Annotated in this window: 14 protein-coding genes; 8 read left to right on the top strand and 6 right to left on the bottom strand. The window is 73.6% G+C overall.

Going from position 1 to position 15,072, the window contains the following annotated elements:
• The first annotated feature begins 304 nt into the window (after positions 1–304).
• From ACFV0Q_RS16000 to ACFV0Q_RS15985, 4 genes are all read left to right on the top strand, one after another.
• Positions 305–2,140: a C1 family peptidase gene (locus ACFV0Q_RS16000; protein ID WP_385005598.1), complete on the top strand. Its 1,836-nt coding sequence runs from the start codon at positions 305–307 to the stop codon at positions 2,138–2,140.
• 39 nt (positions 2,141–2,179) lie between these two features.
• A complete protein-coding gene (locus ACFV0Q_RS15995; protein ID WP_385005596.1) occupies positions 2,180–2,506 on the top strand; it encodes a hypothetical protein in 327 nt (108 codons plus the stop codon).
• 95 nt (positions 2,507–2,601) lie between these two features.
• Positions 2,602–3,276 carry a GntR family transcriptional regulator gene (locus ACFV0Q_RS15990; RefSeq protein ID WP_385005594.1) on the top strand — a complete coding sequence of 225 codons (675 nt, stop codon included), beginning with the start codon at positions 2,602–2,604 and terminating at the stop codon, positions 3,274–3,276.
• Positions 3,273–4,622: a nitrate/nitrite transporter gene (locus ACFV0Q_RS15985; protein WP_385005592.1), complete on the top strand. Its 1,350-nt coding sequence runs from the start codon at positions 3,273–3,275 to the stop codon at positions 4,620–4,622. The genes ACFV0Q_RS15990 and ACFV0Q_RS15985 overlap by 4 nt, the downstream gene beginning before the upstream one ends.
• Before the next feature lie 16 nt (positions 4,623–4,638).
• Here ACFV0Q_RS15985 and ACFV0Q_RS15980 read toward each other — a convergent pair whose 3' ends face one another.
• Positions 4,639–5,463, bottom strand: a complete 825-nt coding sequence (locus ACFV0Q_RS15980; protein WP_385005590.1) for a maleylpyruvate isomerase family mycothiol-dependent enzyme — start codon at positions 5,461–5,463, stop codon at positions 4,639–4,641.
• Positions 5,464–5,601: 138 nt separating this feature from the next.
• Between ACFV0Q_RS15980 and ACFV0Q_RS15975 the strand changes: the two genes are divergently transcribed.
• Together ACFV0Q_RS15975 and ACFV0Q_RS15970 are read left to right on the top strand one after the other, a co-directional pair.
• Positions 5,602–6,408 (top strand): carbon-nitrogen family hydrolase, encoded by an 807-nt coding sequence (locus ACFV0Q_RS15975; RefSeq protein ID WP_385005588.1) that lies wholly within the window; start codon positions 5,602–5,604, stop codon positions 6,406–6,408.
• A 28-nt stretch (positions 6,409–6,436) separates the two neighbouring features.
• Positions 6,437–6,823 (top strand): hypothetical protein, encoded by a 387-nt coding sequence (locus tag ACFV0Q_RS15970; protein WP_385005586.1) that lies wholly within the window; start codon positions 6,437–6,439, stop codon positions 6,821–6,823.
• 27 nt (positions 6,824–6,850) lie between these two features.
• Here the strand turns inward: ACFV0Q_RS15970 and ACFV0Q_RS15965 are convergent, their stop codons facing one another.
• Together ACFV0Q_RS15965 and ACFV0Q_RS15960 are read right to left on the bottom strand one after the other, a co-directional pair.
• Positions 6,851–8,101, bottom strand: coding sequence for a cytochrome P450 (locus ACFV0Q_RS15965; RefSeq protein WP_385005584.1), 1,251 nt, complete (start codon positions 8,099–8,101; stop codon positions 6,851–6,853).
• A 61-nt stretch (positions 8,102–8,162) separates the two neighbouring features.
• The gene (locus ACFV0Q_RS15960) at positions 8,163–8,669 is read right to left on the bottom strand and encodes an LURP-one-related/scramblase family protein (RefSeq protein ID WP_385005582.1); all 507 of its coding nucleotides are present in this window, start codon (positions 8,667–8,669) and stop codon (positions 8,163–8,165) included.
• A gap of 32 nt (positions 8,670–8,701) precedes the next feature.
• Between ACFV0Q_RS15960 and ACFV0Q_RS15955 the strand changes: the two genes are divergently transcribed.
• The gene (locus ACFV0Q_RS15955) at positions 8,702–9,508 is read left to right on the top strand and encodes a hypothetical protein (protein ID WP_385005580.1); all 807 of its coding nucleotides are present in this window, start codon (positions 8,702–8,704) and stop codon (positions 9,506–9,508) included.
• Here ACFV0Q_RS15955 and ACFV0Q_RS15950 read toward each other — a convergent pair.
• Positions 9,462–10,619 carry an acyltransferase family protein gene (locus tag ACFV0Q_RS15950; RefSeq protein WP_385005604.1) on the bottom strand — a complete coding sequence of 386 codons (1,158 nt, stop codon included), beginning with the start codon at positions 10,617–10,619 and terminating at the stop codon, positions 9,462–9,464. The genes ACFV0Q_RS15955 and ACFV0Q_RS15950 overlap by 47 nt on opposite strands.
• A 233-nt stretch (positions 10,620–10,852) precedes the next feature.
• On the opposite strand from ACFV0Q_RS15950, the gene ACFV0Q_RS15945 reads away from it, so the two are divergent.
• Positions 10,853–12,670 (top strand): NHL domain-containing thioredoxin family protein, encoded by a 1,818-nt coding sequence (locus tag ACFV0Q_RS15945; protein WP_385005578.1) that lies wholly within the window; start codon positions 10,853–10,855, stop codon positions 12,668–12,670.
• Between the two features lie 255 nt (positions 12,671–12,925).
• On the opposite strand, the gene ACFV0Q_RS15940 is transcribed toward ACFV0Q_RS15945, so the two are convergent.
• Positions 12,926–14,218, bottom strand: coding sequence for a M18 family aminopeptidase (locus tag ACFV0Q_RS15940; protein ID WP_385005576.1), 1,293 nt, complete (start codon positions 14,216–14,218; stop codon positions 12,926–12,928).
• 102 nt (positions 14,219–14,320) lie between these two features.
• Complete coding sequence (locus ACFV0Q_RS15935; protein WP_385005574.1) at positions 14,321–15,055, bottom strand: hypothetical protein; 735 nt, start codon at positions 15,053–15,055, stop codon at positions 14,321–14,323.
• Positions 15,056–15,072: the final 17 nt, after the last annotated feature.

Here is a 15,072-nt window from a genome sequence, read left to right as displayed (position 1 = left end):
GGGCCCGCCCGCGCTCCCGGCCCCCGCCCGCGCCCCCGGCCCCGCTGCCCCTCCCCTGACGGACACGCGCTGCTCCCCGTACCCCACCGCCCCGTACCCCAACGCCCCGGCCCGCTCCCGCAGGAGGGGCGCGGCCCGTGCCCCCGTGCGCCCGCGCGGACCCCCTTGACGGGGTCCGGCGGCGGGGAGACGCTCCCGGGGCTCACAACCGACGGTTGCGCTGGGGGGCGGTATGCCGGGGGAGTCTGTCCAGACGGCTGGAGTGCTGCGGGCGCGGCTCGCCGCGTGCGGGGCACGGTGGTCGGTGAGCGAGCACCTGGCCGACGGGGAGCCCGTACCGCGGCCCTCGCTCGGCCTGGAGCCGGGGGTGAACCTGACGCCCGCCGCGGAGGCGGGGTCCGTGAACCTGCGGGCGCTCGCCGGCCACCCGAGCGGCAACCCGCACCTGACCCGCCGCCGCGCCGCGCACGGCCTCCTCGCGGAATCCGGGACCGGGACCGGGACCGGGACCGCGACCGGAACACCCCGCCCCACCGCCGTCGACTGGCGCTCCCGTTGGGGCTGGCCCTGGCTCACCAAGGTCAAGGACCAGAACCCCTGCGGCTCCTGCTGGGTCTTCTCCGCCGCCGGCCTCGTCGAGTCGATGGCCCGCATAGAGCACGACGTGTGGGCGGAGCGCTCTGAGGGCGACGTCCACGACGGCCTGAAGTCCACCTGCGGCCAGGGCGGCAACCCGGAGACCGCCCTGGACTGGATCCAGACCAACGGCGGCCTCGCGGACCCGGACTGCTGGCCGTACGGCACCCCGCCCCCCGGCCTGCCCGCCGAGCGGCGCGAGGCCTGGCGCGCCGAGTACACGCCCAGCTGGGACCGTTCGGGCCGCACCGTCCGGATCACCGACTACGTGCGCCTCGGCGACGTGGAGCAGCAGAAGGTGTGGCTGGACACGGTCGGCCCGCTGACCGCCTGCTTCGACGTCTACGACGACTTCTTCGGCCTGGGCTCCGGCGTGTACCACCGCACCAGCGACCGGCTCGCGGGCGGCCACTGCGTGCTCGTCGTCGGCTACGACGACGCGGCCGGCTGCTGGCTGTTCAAGAACTCCTGGGGCACCGGCTACCACGTCGGCGGCTACGGCCGCATCGCGTACGGCGAGGTGAACATCGACTACTGGGCCAAGTGCGGCCTGCGCGGCACCAACATCGACCCCTGGAGCAAGCGCCGCCTGCACGCGGGCAACGTCTACGAGAGCGGCAACGGCCCGGCCCACCGCAACTTCGAGCTGGCCGCGACCGCGGGCGGCGGCCGCCTCCAGCACTGGTGGCGCGAGGGGGACGCCCCCTTCGGCTGGTCCCGGGCGGCGGCCTTCGCCGGTGACGCCTCGGGCCAGCCCGCCTTCACCGGCTCCACGTACAACCGGAACATGGAGTCCCTGCACGTCACCACCGGCGGCCGGCTGCGCCACTGGTACTACGAGCAGGCCGTCGGCGTCTGGCGCGACGGCGGCGCCTTCGGCCCGGGCGACGCGGCGATCGGCTCGACCCCGGCGTTCATCCAGAGCGACTACGGCAAGCCGGGCAACTTCGAGGTGGTCGTGCGCACCGCCGACGGCCGGCTGGGCCACTGGTGGCGGATCAACGGCGCGCCCTGGACCTGGAACGACGGCGGCCGCTTCGCCTCCGGCATCGCCCACTACGGCCCCGCCCTCGTCCAGACCCGCAGCCGGCACCTGGACCTCGTGGCGGCCCGCACCGACGGCACGATGCAGCTGTGGTGGCGCGACGACCCGAACGGCTTCGTCTGGCACCCCGGCGAGGTCTTCGGCGCCGGGATCACCTCCGCGCCCTGCATGATCGAGGGCCAGTACGGGGCCGCGGACGAGGACACCGCCGGGAACTACGAGCTGTGCGCGGCCCGCGCGGACGGCCGCGTCGAGCACTGGTGGCGCGGGAACGCCTCGGGCGCCGCCTGGGCCCGCGGCGCGGTCTTCGGGCACGACGTGCTCACCGTCACCGGGATGCTCCAGGGGAGTTTCGGGTTCAACCTGGAAGTCGTCGTCCTGCGCACCGACCGCCTGCTCCAGCACTACTGGCGGGACGGCGCGGGCTGGCACGAGGGGCCGGTGATCGGTCCGGTCTGAGCCGGCCGGCCGGTCCGGCCGAACGGAGAGGGGCCGCGGGTGGAGGTGCGCCGGATCGTGCTCGGCCCCGGTGAGCCGTACGTCCTGCGGCTGCCCGGGCGGGGCGCGCGCGGGTACGTGTGGACGTGGCAGGTGACGGGCGACGAGGACGCCGTCACCGTGACGGCCGGGGCCGGCCCCGGGGTGGGTGAACAGCGGCCGGGCGCGCTTCCCGGGGCGGTCGTCGAGCGGGCGTACACGGTGCGGGGGCGGCGCGCCGGCGCCCGGGCCCGGATCCGGTTCGCGCAGGTCAGGCCGCCGTACCCGCAGGAGGCCCCGTACGACGAGCTGTTGCTGGACGTCGAGGTGCGCGAGCCGGCGGCGTAGCCGGGCCGTACCCGGAGCCGTGGCCGGCCGCGGCAGGCGGTCCGGATGGTGGACGGCCGATACGCGTGCATCCCACATGTATCTATCCTGTGCACATGCCACCCTCCCCGGCCTCCCCGGCCGCCACCGGCCTGAAGCCCCCGCCCGCCGCCGACCGCGTCTACCGCCACGTCAAGGAGGGCGTACTGGACCGCCGCTACGAGGGCGGGGTCCTGCTCACCGAGGGCGAACTCGCCGAGGCCGTCGGGGTCTCCCGTACGCCGGTCCGCGAGGCGCTGCTGCGGCTGGAGACGGAGGGGCTGCTGAAGCTGTACCCGAAGAAGGGCGCCCTGGTGCTGCCGGTCTCCGCGCAGGAGATCGCCGACGTCATCGAAACCCGGCTGCTGGTCGAGGAGTTCACCGTACGCAAGGCCGTGCCCGCCCCGCCCGCCCTGCTGGAGCGGCTCGCGGAACTCCTCGCCGAGCAGCGGCGGTGCGCCGGGCGGGGCGACCTCGCCGCGATGATGCAGGCCGACCGGTGCTTCCACGCCGAGATCGTCCGGCACGCCGGCAACCAGATCCTGTCCCGGCTCTACGACCAGCTCCGCGACCGTCAGCTGCGGATGGGCGTGGCCCTGCTGCACGCGCACCCCGACCGGGTGGAACGCACCCTCGCCGAGCACGCCGAGATCCTGGACGCCCTGCGCTCCGGGGACGCCGAGACTGCCGCCGCCGCCGTACGCGGACACGTCGGCCGGGTCGAGGCGCTGGTGCGCGGGACGGGCCGGTGAGCGGGACCGGCGGCCGCGCCGCCGCCGTCCTCAAGGACCCTCCCGGCGGCCGCAGGGCCGTGGCCGTCTGGTCGATCGGCGTCTCCGTCTACTTCGTCGCCGTCATCTTCCGGACCAGCCTGGGCGTCGCCGGACTCGACGCCGCCGACCGCTTCCACGTCAACGCCTCGGCGCTGTCCACCTTCTCCCTGCTCCAGCTGCTGGTCTACGCGGGCATGCAGATACCCGTCGGCCTGATGGTGGACCGCCTCGGCACCAAGAAGGTCCTCACGCTGGGCGCCGTCCTGTTCACCGCCGGGCAGGTCGGCTTCGCGCTGTCCCCGTCCTACGGGATGGCGCTGGCCGCCCGCGCCCTGCTGGGCTGCGGTGACGCCATGACCTTCATCTCCGTGCTGCGGCTGGGCAACCGCTGGTTCCCCGCCCGGCGCGGGCCGCTGGTGGCGCAGCTGGCGGGGCTGGTGGGGATGGCGGGCAACCTGGTGTCCACCCTCGTGCTGGCGCCCGTGCTGCACGGCCTCGGCTGGGTGCCGGCCTTCCTGGGCAGCGCCGTCGCCGGGCTGGTGGTGCTGGTGCCGCTGGTGCTGTTCCTGCGGGACCACCCCGAGGGCCACGAGCCGGCGCCGGTGCCCCGGGGTGCGGGGGGCTTCGTGCGCCGTCAGATCGCCGATTCGTGGCGGGAGCCCGGCACGAAGCTCGGACTGTGGGTGCACTTCACGACGCAGTTCCCGGCGATGGTCTTCCTGCTGCTGTGGGGGATGCCGTTCCTCGTCGAGGCGCAGGGCCTGTCGCGGACCACCGCGGGCGGGCTGCTGACCCTGGTGGTCGCCTCCAACATGGGCTTCGGGCTGGTCTACGGCCAGGTCGTCGGCCGCCGCCAGTCCGCCCGGATCCCGCTCGCCCTCGGCACGGTGGGGATCACCGCCGCGCTGTGGGGGGCCGTCCTCGTCCACCCCGGGGACCGGGCGCCGATGTGGCTGCTGGTCGCCCTGTGCGTGGTGCTCGGCACCTGCGGACCGGCTTCGATGATCGGCTTCGACTTCGCACGGCCCGCGAACCCGGCCGAGCGTCAGGGCACCGCGTCCGGCATCACCAACATGGGTGGTTTCATCGCCTCTATGACGACCCTGCTGGCGGTGGGCGTCCTGCTCGACGCCACCGGCGACAACTACCGGATCGCCTTCTCGTCGGTGTTCGTCCTGGAGGTGCTGGGCGTGGCCCAGATCCTGCGTCTGCGCGGCCGCGCCCTGGCCCGCGAGCGGGAACGCGCCGAACGCGCCGCCCCGGTCCCGGAGCGGCACGCCCTCGCGGACGGCGTCCCGGCACCCCCCAGCCCCGCCGGAGTCTGAAGGGCCCGGCGGCGTCCTACGGAGTCACCGCGAAGGCCGCCAGGATCGCGTCGGCCAGCTCCGGGTCGCCCTCCGCCTTCACCCGGTCGGCCACCGCGCGCGGCCGCACCCGGCCCGCGGCGAGCCGTACGTACGTCTCCCAGTCCAGGGTCAGCGTCACGGCCGGACCCAGCGAGGGCGTCTTGTCGAGGGTGGCCCGGCCCGTCGCGTCCACCCGTACCGTCCGCATGAACTCCAGCGGGCCGTGCACGTCCACGACGACCGCCGAGTTCGGGGGCGCGCCCGCGCCCTTCGCGACCACCTTCGGCAGCCCGGCGAGGAGGATGTCCCGCGCCACGTAGGCGCCCGGCGAGTCCCAGTTCCCGGGCACGCCCAGGGCCGTCCGCAGGTCCTGCTCGTGGATCCACACGTCGAACGCCCGCAGCCGCAGCGCGTGCTCCAGCGTCACCTGGTCACCGAGCGGGCCGCGCACCATCGTGGCCGGATCCCGCTTCTCGTTGCGCAGCTGGCGCGAGCGCCGGATGACGGTGTACTCCAGCTCGGCGGTCATCTCCGGCGCCGTGTGGTGCCGGCGGATGTCGACCTGCACCTCCATGTACCGGGTGAACTCGTCGACGACGTGCCGCAGGTCACGCGCCACCGTGTGGATCGGCCGGGGGTCGCCGAGCTGCTCGCATTCGATGCCGATGATGTGGGACACGACGTCCCGGACGGACCATCCGGGGCAGGGGGTCGCCCGGTTCCACTCGCTTTCGGCCAGCGGGAGGACCAGCTCGGTTATCGCCTCGATGGAATGCGTCCACGCGTCGGCATAGGTCTCAAGGCTGGGATGGACGGTCAACGGGACCCCTCGCGTGCAGTTTCAGTGGCGCGTTGTGGACTATTCCCAAAACTACGCTGCCGATGAGCACCCCGGCAGTGCTTTCGTGTGACGATCGTAGGCCCGAGTTGACGGCTGATATGCCAGGACGGTGGTAATGTGCGCGCCTCGCTGATCCAAATCGCGGTGAACGAAGGGGAGTCGGTGGCTTCCCGGCGGTCCCGGGCAGCCGAACTCGTACGGGAGCAGAGCGACTGCGACCTGGTCGTCCTCCCCGAACTGTGGACGGTCGGCGCCTTCGCCTACGAGCAGTTCGAGACCGAGGCCGAACCCCTCGACGGGCCGACCTACGAGGCCATGTCCAAGGCCGCCCGGGACGCCGGGGTGTGGCTGCACGCCGGTTCGGTCGTCGAGCGCGCCGGCGACGGCTCGCTCTACAACACCGCCCTCGTGCTGTCCCCGGCGGGCGAGCTCGCCGCGACCTACCGCAAGATCCACCGCTTCGGCTTCGACCAGGGCGAGGCCGTGCTGATGTCCCCCGGGGACTCCCTGACCACGGTGACCCTGCCGGAGCAGACCCTCGGCCTCGCCACCTGCTACGACCTGCGCTTCCCCGAACTGTTCCGGGGCCTGGTCGACGCGGGCGCCACCACCATGGTGGTCTCCGCGGGCTGGCCGGCCCGGCGCCGCGCCCACTGGACCCTGCTGAACCGGGCCCGGGCGGTCGAGGACCAGTCGTACGTACTCGCCTGCGCGCTGGCCGGTACGCACGCGGGCGTCGAGCAGTCCGGGCACAGCCTGGTGGTCGACCCGTGGGGCGAGGTGCTGGCGGAGGCGGGCCCGGGCGAGTGCGTGCTGACGGTGGAGCTGGACCCGGCGAAGGTGGCGGAGACACGGGAGCAGTTCCCGGCGCTGAAGGACCGCGTGCTGGGACTGCGCACCCCCGGGGCGGGCCGCAGCTCATGATCCGGCGCGGACGGGGCAGGACACCGGCATGACCTACCGCAACCGGGCCGCGGAAGCCGCCGGAGCGACCGCCTCCGAAGCCCCGGCCGCCTCCGCCGAGGCCGCCTTCGAGGCAGCCTCCGAAGCCGCCGTCGAGGCCGCCGCCGAACCGCACGACCCCGTCCCGGGCGAGCGGGCGGCGCGCGACCGGGTCCGGGCCGAGGCCACGGGCATGACCCACCACGAGGCGGAGGCCGCGCTGGAGGCCGCCCGCACGGCGGGGGCGCCCCCGGCCGCCGTGGCGGAGTGGCAGCGCGTCGAGGAACACCTCGTGGACCACGGCGGCCCCTACGCCCCCGAGTCCGACCCCTACGTCCAGGGCCAGCTCACCGCCCGCTCCCACCACGGCCACCACGGCCACGGCGGACCCGGCTAGGACCCGTCCCGTAGACCCGGGACCCCCTCAGCGGACGCGCACCGGCAGGGCCACCGGGCCGTGCAGGGCCAGGCCCCGGAGCCACTCCAGCTCCGGGGCCGGCACCGCCAGGCGCAGCCCCGGCAGCCGCGTCACCAGCTGCTCCAGGCACACCCCCGCCTCCATCCGGGCCAGCGCCGCTCCCAGGCACATGTGCAGCCCGTGCCCGAAGGTGAGGTGGCGCCGGGTCGCGGCCACCGGCCGGCCGATGTCGAAGCGGTCGGGGTCCTCGTAGGCCCGCTCGTCGCGGTTCGCGGACCCGGGCATCCCGAAGACCAGGCTGCCCGCCGGTATCACCTGTCCGCGCACCGCCAGCTCGGCGGTGGTGATCCGGCCCATCCACCCCGACAGGCTGTTCCAGCGCAGCGTCTCCTCGACGGCCGGCCCCATCCGGCGCACCGGATCCGCGCGCAGCGCCGCCAGCTGCGCGGGGTGCTCCAGCAGCGCCAGCACCGCGTTGCCGATGGCGTAGGCGGTGGTCTCGTGCCCGGCGATCACGATCAGCGCGCAGCACGCCACGAGCTCCTCGTCGGTCAGCGACTGCCCGTCCACCTCGGCGCTGACCAGGTGCCCCAGCAGATCGGCGACCGGCCGGGCCCGCCGGTGGGCGATCAGCTCCCCGCACAGCGCCTCCAGCGCGTGGACGGCGGCGACCGCGTCCGCGTACCGTCGCCGGGGCTCGCCGCTCATCATGGGCACGGCCATCAGGTCCGCCGACCACTGCCGGAAGTCCTCCAGGTCCTCGGGCCGGATGCCCAGGACGTGCCCGATGACCCGCAGCGGCAGCGCCATCGACACCTCCGCGATCAGGTCGAACTCCCCTTTGGCGGCGGCCGTGTCCAGCAGCTCGGCGCAGGTCCGCGCGGTGAAGGCGCGCAGCCCGGAGATGGCGCGGGCCGAGAAGGTGCGGGTCATCAGGGCGCGCAGCCGGGTGTGCTCCGGGGCGTCGGCGAAGACCATCCAGTCGCCGAGGAAGCGCCCCAGCAGCGCGGCCTCGGGGCGTAATTCCTCCGGGGCCTCGGCGAGCAGCGGGCCGACCCGGTCGGCGGAGGTGCGCCGGTCGCGCAGCAGGAAGTCGACGTCCTCGTAGCGGCTCAGCAGCCAGGCGTTCAGGGGCGGGTGGAAGAGGACGGGGTCCGCTTCCCGCATCCGCGCGTAGACGGGATACGGGTCGCGGAAGAACTCCGGGGTCAGCAGTCCGTACCCGTGGTCTTCGCCGTGCTCCGGCAGGGTCGCCATGGTCGCCTCCTGGTGACGGGTGGGCCCCCGTGGCCCGGAGCGTCCCCCCGGAACCGGCGCCTCACCCTTCGGGGTCCGGGCCCTCCCGCTCCTTTTCGGCCATCCGGATCACGCACACCGCGACCGCGATGAGCAGCGCCGGGTCGGCGTCCCCGCGGACCACGTCGACGGCGTACGTCTCACGGATCCGGTACCACTGGCGGGAGATCAGCGCGAGCAGTTCGCCGTCGTACTCGACCTTGAACTCGCGGTCCAGGATCCGGCCGCTGACGTCGAGCTCCGTGCCGTCCGCCAGCGTCACGAGGAAGTGGTTGCGCAGCAGCGAGAGCCGTTTGCGCCGGATCACGGCGAGCCGCAGCTCGTCCCGCTCCAGGGTCATCGCGTCGCGGAGGGCGAACAGCTTCGCCCGCAGGGTGATCAGGATCCGGCCGTCCGGGTCCTTCAGTTCCAGGGTGTCGCGGAAGCGCAGGGCCTTCCCGTCGACGAGGAAGGCGTGCCGGCCGTCCTCGTCCTCGATCCAGTAGTCGTCCCCGATGGCCAGCAGTTTGTCCCGAACGAGGTATTTCATGCGCTGATCGTTGCCCGCGATAGGTTGCCGCCATGCCTCTTCTCTACGTGACCGACCTGGCGTACCCGGCGCGCGGCCGCCGCTACGGCGACGAGGACATATTCCTCACCTCCCGGCTCCGCGAGCACTTCCCGCTGGCCCTGTGCCACCCGCTGGACGCGGCGGCCCTCATGCCCGGCTTCGACGCGGTGATCGTCCGCAACAGCGGCCCGGTCCTGCACTACCAGGAGGCCTACGACGCCTTCCGCGCGGCCGCGCTCGCCGCCGGGACCCGCGTCTACAACCCGCTCACGGGCCGCGGCGACATGGCCGGGAAGCAGTACCTCCTCGACCTGACCGCCGCCGGGTTCCCGGTCATCCCGACCATCGACGACCCGGCGGACCTGCACCTGCTGCCGCGCGTCCCCTCGTACGCGGTCAAGCCCAAGCAGGGCGCCGACTCCATCGGGCTCACCTTCACCCCCGAGCCGTCCGGACCGGCCGGGGAGATCCTGATCCAGCCGCGGATCGACTTCGCGTACGAGGTGTCCTTCTACTTCGTCGACGACGCCTTCCAGTACGCCCTGTACGCGCCCGACCCGGAACGCCGCTGGGAGCTGACGCCGTACGAGCCGACGGACGCGGACCTGGCCTTCGCGCGCCGCTTCATCGCCTGGAACACGCTCGCGCACGGCATCCAGCGCGTGGACGCCTGCCGGGCCCCCTCCGGCGAGCTGCTGCTCGTCGAACTGGAGGACCTCAACCCCTACCTGTCGCTGGAGCTGCTCCCGGAGCCGGTCCGGGCGTCCTTCGTCACGGCACTGACCGCGTCACTGCGCTCGTTCCTCGCCACCGCCTGAGCAGGAGCCGCCGGCCGGGGACCTCCACCCAGGTGTGCAGGGCCCAGGCGAGGGCCAGTGACACCGAGAAGGCCGCGCCGAGGACCAGGAGGCCGCCGTCCCACATGGGCAGCTTCGGGTGCCCGCCGAAGAGGTGCTCGCCGGTGCGGATCACCAGGATGTGGACCATGTAGAACGCGAAGGAGACCTCGCCCAGCTTGACGCTGAGGCGGCCCCGCCAGGGCGAGGGCTCCCCCGTGACGTCGGCCCGCGCGGCGGCGGCGATCAGGCAGGTGAAGCCGACGACCGTGCAGGCGACGGAGCGGTAGGCGTAGTCGGCCTGGTAGCTGAGGAAGTAGCCGCCCATGGCCAGCGCGAGCGAGACCGTCAGGCCCGGGCCGCGCCAGCGGCCGCAGCGCACCAGCTCGGCGACGGCGATGCCGAGGACGAACTCGGGGAGCCGGACGAGCGGGAAGAAGTACTGGGACCAGATCGTGCCGTCGGGGACGTCGCCCAGCTCCCAGAGGAGCGGGACGGCCACGACGACGGCCAGCGCGAGCCCCGCGGCGGCCCATGCGGCGCGCGGGCCGAGGCGGCGCAGCGGCCAGAGCAGCAGCGGGAAGCAGAGGTAGAAGAACGCCTCGCAGGCCAGCGACCAGCTGACCGGGTTCAGCCCCTGGAAGTACGGGATCTCCAGCACCCAGGACTGCACGAGCCCCAGGTTCGCCGCCAGCGGCAGCAGCCCCTGCTTGGTGTCCGGCGCGAACGCCACCGCCATCAGCAGCGCGAACCCGACGGTGACCAGGTGCAGCGGGTACACGCGGGCGAACCGGCGCCGGTAGAACGTCAGCACCCGCCGCCCGGCCGGCGCGGAGGCCGAGGACCAGGCGAGCACGAAGCCGGACAGGACGAAGAAGAACGACACCCCGCTGTTCCCGGCCCCGAACGCGAAGGTGACCAGGTCGTTGGAGCGCCCGCCGAAGTACTCCACGATGTGCACGTGGTAGAGGAACACCATCAACGCGGCGGTCCACCGCAACCCGGTGAGCGAAGGCAGCGAAACGATCCCGCCACCGCGCTCGTTTCCGGCCTCGGCCGCCGGGTTTCCCGTTCCGGATATCAGCTCTGTCATAGCCACGGCGCGAAAAACTAGCACGCATCTGCATTCCGCATCCCGACTGCGACCACCTCCTTACCGTGGGTAGCGAAGGGGCCTACGGCACGCTCGGACGTACGGGTGATCCCAGCAGCGGACGCCCTCGTCGTGGTTCCGGGCCGGGAGCACGGCCGCGCGCTCCCACGGTGCTCCGGACCCTGTCGTCACCCCTTGGGGTACACCTGTTCCGGGGTGGCACCCTTGGGGGCATGAATTCTTCCGCGCCCGCATCCCGTCGTGCCCGAGTCCGGGCCCCCGAGCTGATCGGCAAGGGGGGCTGGCTCAATACCGGAGGCACCTCCTACTCCCTCGCCGACCTGCGAGGACGGATCGTCATCCTCGACTTCTGGACCTTCTGCTGCATCAACTGCCTGCACGTCCTGGACGAGCTGCGCGAGCTGGAGGAGAAGCACCGCGACACCGTGGTGATCATCGGGGTGCACTCGCCGAAGTTCGTGCACGAGGCCGACCACGAGGCCGTCGTCGACGCCGTCGAGCGGTACGGGGTGCACCACCCCGTGCTGGACGACCCCGAGCTGGCGACCTGGAAGCAGTACGCCGTGCGGGCGTGGCCGACGCTCGTGGTGATCGACCCCGAGGGGTACGTCGTCGCGCAGCACGCCGGTGAGGGGCACGCGCACGCCATCGCGCGGCTCGTCGAGGAGCTGGAGGCCGAGCACGCGGCCAAGGGGACCCTGCGGCGCGGGGACGGGCCGTACGTGGCGCCCGAGCCGGTCGCGACCGACCTGCGGTTCCCCGGGAAGGCGCTGCTGCTGCCCTCCGGGAACCTGCTGGTGTCCGACTCGACGCGGCACCAGCTGGTGGAGCTCGCCCCCGACGGGGAGAGCGTCGTACGCCGCGTCGGCAGCGGGGAGCGGGGCTTCGGGCCGGACGCCTTCAGCGAGCCGCAGGGGCTGGCGCTGCTGCCCGACGGCCGGGTCGTCGTCGCCGACACCGTCAACCACGCGCTGCGCGTCTTCGACCCCGCCACCGGCGCCGTGGAGACCGTCGCCGGCACCGGGCGGCAGTGGTGGCAGGGCTCGCCCACCTCCGGCCCCGCCCTGGAGACGGACCTGTCCTCCCCCTGGGACGTGGCCTGGTGGCAGGGCCGGGTGTGGATCGCCATGGCCGGGGTGCACCAGCTGTGGACCTGGGACCCCGAGGCGGGCACGGTCCAGGTGGCCGCCGGGACCACCAACGAGGGGCTCGTCGACGGCCCCGCCGCCGAGGCCTGGTTCGCGCAGCCGTCCGGGCTGTCGGCCGCCGGCGCCCGGCTGTGGATCGCCGACTCCGAGACCAGCGCCCTGCGCTACGCCGAGCCCGACGGGGACGGCTACGCCATCCGCTCCGCCGTCGGCACCGGCCTGTTCGACTTCGGCCACCGCGACGGCGACGCCGCCCAGGCCCTGCTCCAGCACCCCCTCGGGGTGACGGCCCTGCCGGACGGCTCGGTCGCGGTCTGTGACACGTACAACCACGCCCTGCGCCGCTACGACCCCGCCACCGGCCAGGTCACCACCCTCGCCACCGACCTGCGCGAGCCCAGCGACGCCGTCCTCGTCGGCGAGGACATCGTGGTCGTGGAGTCCGCCCGGCACCGGCTGACCCGGCTGCGGCTGCCCGAGGAGGCCGTACGGGTCGACGCGGTCGCCCACCGCACCCAGCGGGCCGCCACCGAGGTCGCCCCCGGCACGCTCCGCCTCGACGTGGTCTTCCAGGCCCCGGCCGGCCAGAAGCTGGACACCCGCTACGGGCCCTCCACCCGGCTGCTGGTCTCCTCGACCCCGCCGGAACTCCTCGCGCGGGGCGAGGGCCCCGGCACGGACCTGTTCCGCGAGCTGGTGCTGAACCCGGACGTCACCGAGGGCGTCCTGCACGTGTCGGCGATGGCCGCCTCCTGCGACGACGACCCGGCCAACGAGTACCCGGCCTGCCACGTCCACCAGCAGGACTGGGGCGTTCCGGTCCGCGTCGCCGCGGAGGGCGCCACCCGCCTCCCGCTCGTCCTCGCCGGAATGGACGCCTGACCACGGGGCGAGACCGGTGATCGGCGCCGTGACCGCGCTGATCACCGGTCGTCATCGCCTGCGAGTTCCGCTCGCGCCCGCGCTGCGCGCGATGGCGGAGCCGTACGGCTGGGACGTCGGCGCCCTCGACTCCTCCGTGGTGCACGCGGGCGGCCCGCAGCCGGGCGGGCGGGGGCTGCTCGCCGGGTTCGGGCCGGGGATCACCGCCGAGATCTCCCCCGGGCCCTGGAGCCGGTCCGCCGGGACTGACGGGCGTCAGCCCTCCAGGAAGGCCAGCAGGGCGTTCGCGAGCAGGAACGGGTCGTCCGCGCCGCACAGTTCGCGCGCGGAGTGCATCGACAGGATCGCGACGCCGATGTCCACCGTCTGGATGCCGTGGCGGGCGGCCGTGATCGGGCCGATCGTGGTGCCGCAGGGCATGGAGTTGTTGGAGACGAACGTCTGCCACGGCACTCCGGCGCGCTCGCAGGCGCCCGCGAACACGGCGCGCCCGCTGCCGTCCGTCGCGTACCGCTGGTTGACGTTGACCTTCAGGATCGGGCCGCCGTTGGCGCGCGGGTGGTGCGAAGGGTCGTGCCGCTCCGAGTAGTTGGGGTGCACGGCGTGCCCGGTGTCCGAGGACAGGCAGATGGTGCCCGCGAAGGCGCGCGCCCGGTCCTCGTAGGTGCCGCCGCGGGAGAAGACCGAACGTTCCAGCACGTTGCCCAGCAGGGGGCCGTCGGCGCCGGTGTCGGACTGCGAGCCGTTCTCCTCGTGGTCGAAGGCCGCCAGCACGGGGATGTGGTCCAGGGCGGCGTTCGAGGAGACGGCGGCGAGCGCGGCGACGCCCGCGTGCACGGACAGCAGGTTGTCCATGCGGGGACCGGCCAGGAGCTCGCGGTCGCGGCCCAGGTAGGCGGGCGGCTCGATCGAGTGGACCATCAGGTCCCAGCCCGCCACCGAGCCCTGCGCCAAGCCCTCTTCCTCTTCCAGGAAGGCGATCAGATCGCCCTCGCGGGCGTCGCCGAGGCCCCAGATCGGCTGCATGTGGCGCTGCTTGTCGAGCTTGAGCCCGTCGGTGTTGACCGACCGGTCGAGGTGCACGGCGAGTTGGGGCACGCGCAGCAGCGCGCGGTCCACGTTGACCAGCCGCTCGGTGCCGTCGCGCAGGGTCAGCCGCCCGGCCAGGCCCAGGTCCCGGTCCAGCCAGGTGTTGAGCAGGGTGCCCCCGTAGATCTCCACGGCGACCTGCCGCCAGCCCTGCGAGCCGGTGTCCGGGACCGGCTTGACCCGCAGGTTGGGGGAGTCGGTGTGCGCGCCGACGATCCGGAACGGGGTGTGCGGGGCCGCGCCTTCGGGCACGTACCAGGCGATGAGCGCGCCGCCGCGGAGTACGAACCTGCCTCCCGTGCCCGAGTCCCAGGCGTCCTGTTCCGACAACTGCCTGAAGCCTGCCTTTTCCAGCCGCTCGGCCGCGTTGGCCACGGCGTGGTACGGCGACGGACTGGCCGTCAGGAAGGTCATCAGGTCGTCGGTGTGGCCGCGGTCGAAGCGGGCGGGAGAGCTCATGTGGTTCACCTTAACGACGGTCGTGTTCGCCATGTCCGGACTGCGGCGGATAGCCGAAGGGTCTGGGCCCGGGGGCTCTTTGGCCCCGTGGTCCCGTCGTTCTCAGCCCGGCGGACGTTCGAATCTGCGCTGCAATTGTCGGCGCTCTCCCCGGCGGATGCGCGGGAGCATCTCGGGGGTCTGCGGCGGGCGCTGCGCGCGTCTCTTGCGTCCGGCGCAGAAGATACAGGCCTCGCCGGGAGGGGCATCGGGGTCGATCGGCGCACCCGGGTGTTCGGAGCATCCGGAGGCGTTGCGCGGCCGGGACAGTTCGCGGGCGACGATGAAGGCCCGGTGGAGGTCGTCGGCGATGCGCACGAAGTCCTGGTCGGGGGAGCCGAGCGTGAGGTGGAAGCGCTGCTCGTCGATGGTGCGCAGGTACTGCCGGAGCACGTCGAGGCTGTACGGGGGCTCGGGCACGGGGTAGCCGAGGCGGCGCTGCTCCCCCGCCGGGGCGGGGCCCGCCGCGCGGCCGCCCTGGAGCCGCCGGCCGAGGCGGCGCCGGTCGTTGCAGATGAGGCAGCGGCCCCAGCCCTCGGGGGCCTCGGGGTCCAGGGCGCCGTTGGGGTGCTCCGGGCAGCCGGTGTAGCTCTTGGCGGGGGCGAGGGCGGCGGCCGTCTGGAAGGCGATGTAGAGGGCGTCGGCGACGGGGTCGTACTCGGCGGGGTGCGCGCCGTCGTAGAGCTCCGTGATCCGGTCGCCGAGGGCGCCCACATTCGCCTGCAGCTCCTTGAGGGCGTACGGCCTCCCGGTGGGGACGGAATACCCCCTGCTGCTGTGCTGCTCCTGTGGACTCATGTCTACGAGCGTCCCAT

The organism is Streptomyces sp. NPDC059564, assembly GCF_042735575.1.
GTDB lineage: Bacteria > Actinomycetota > Actinomycetes > Streptomycetales > Streptomycetaceae > Streptomyces.
Note: the sequence above shows the minus strand (reverse complement) of the source record. Positions and strands in the feature narration are given on the sequence as shown.

Bases quoted from the DNA above. Each gene is read 5' to 3' on its own strand.
- ACFV0Q_RS15990 (WP_385005594.1), top strand. From the start codon at position 2,602: ATGCCACCCTCCCCGGCCTCCCCGGCCGCCACCGGCCTGAAGCCCCCG.
- ACFV0Q_RS15970 (WP_385005586.1), top strand. From the start codon at position 6,437: ATGACCTACCGCAACCGGGCCGCGGAAGCCGCCGGAGCGACCGCCTCC.
- ACFV0Q_RS15965 (WP_385005584.1), bottom strand. From the start codon at position 8,101: ATGGCGACCCTGCCGGAGCACGGCGAAGACCACGGGTACGGACTGCTG.
- ACFV0Q_RS15960 (WP_385005582.1), bottom strand. From the start codon at position 8,669: ATGAAATACCTCGTTCGGGACAAACTGCTGGCCATCGGGGACGACTAC.
- ACFV0Q_RS15955 (WP_385005580.1), top strand. From the start codon at position 8,702: ATGCCTCTTCTCTACGTGACCGACCTGGCGTACCCGGCGCGCGGCCGC.
- ACFV0Q_RS15950 (WP_385005604.1), bottom strand. From the start codon at position 10,619: ATGACAGAGCTGATATCCGGAACGGGAAACCCGGCGGCCGAGGCCGGA.
- ACFV0Q_RS15945 (WP_385005578.1), top strand. From the start codon at position 10,853: ATGAATTCTTCCGCGCCCGCATCCCGTCGTGCCCGAGTCCGGGCCCCC.
- ACFV0Q_RS15940 (WP_385005576.1), bottom strand. From the start codon at position 14,218: ATGAGCTCTCCCGCCCGCTTCGACCGCGGCCACACCGACGACCTGATG.
- ACFV0Q_RS15935 (WP_385005574.1), bottom strand. From the start codon at position 15,055: ATGAGTCCACAGGAGCAGCACAGCAGCAGGGGGTATTCCGTCCCCACC.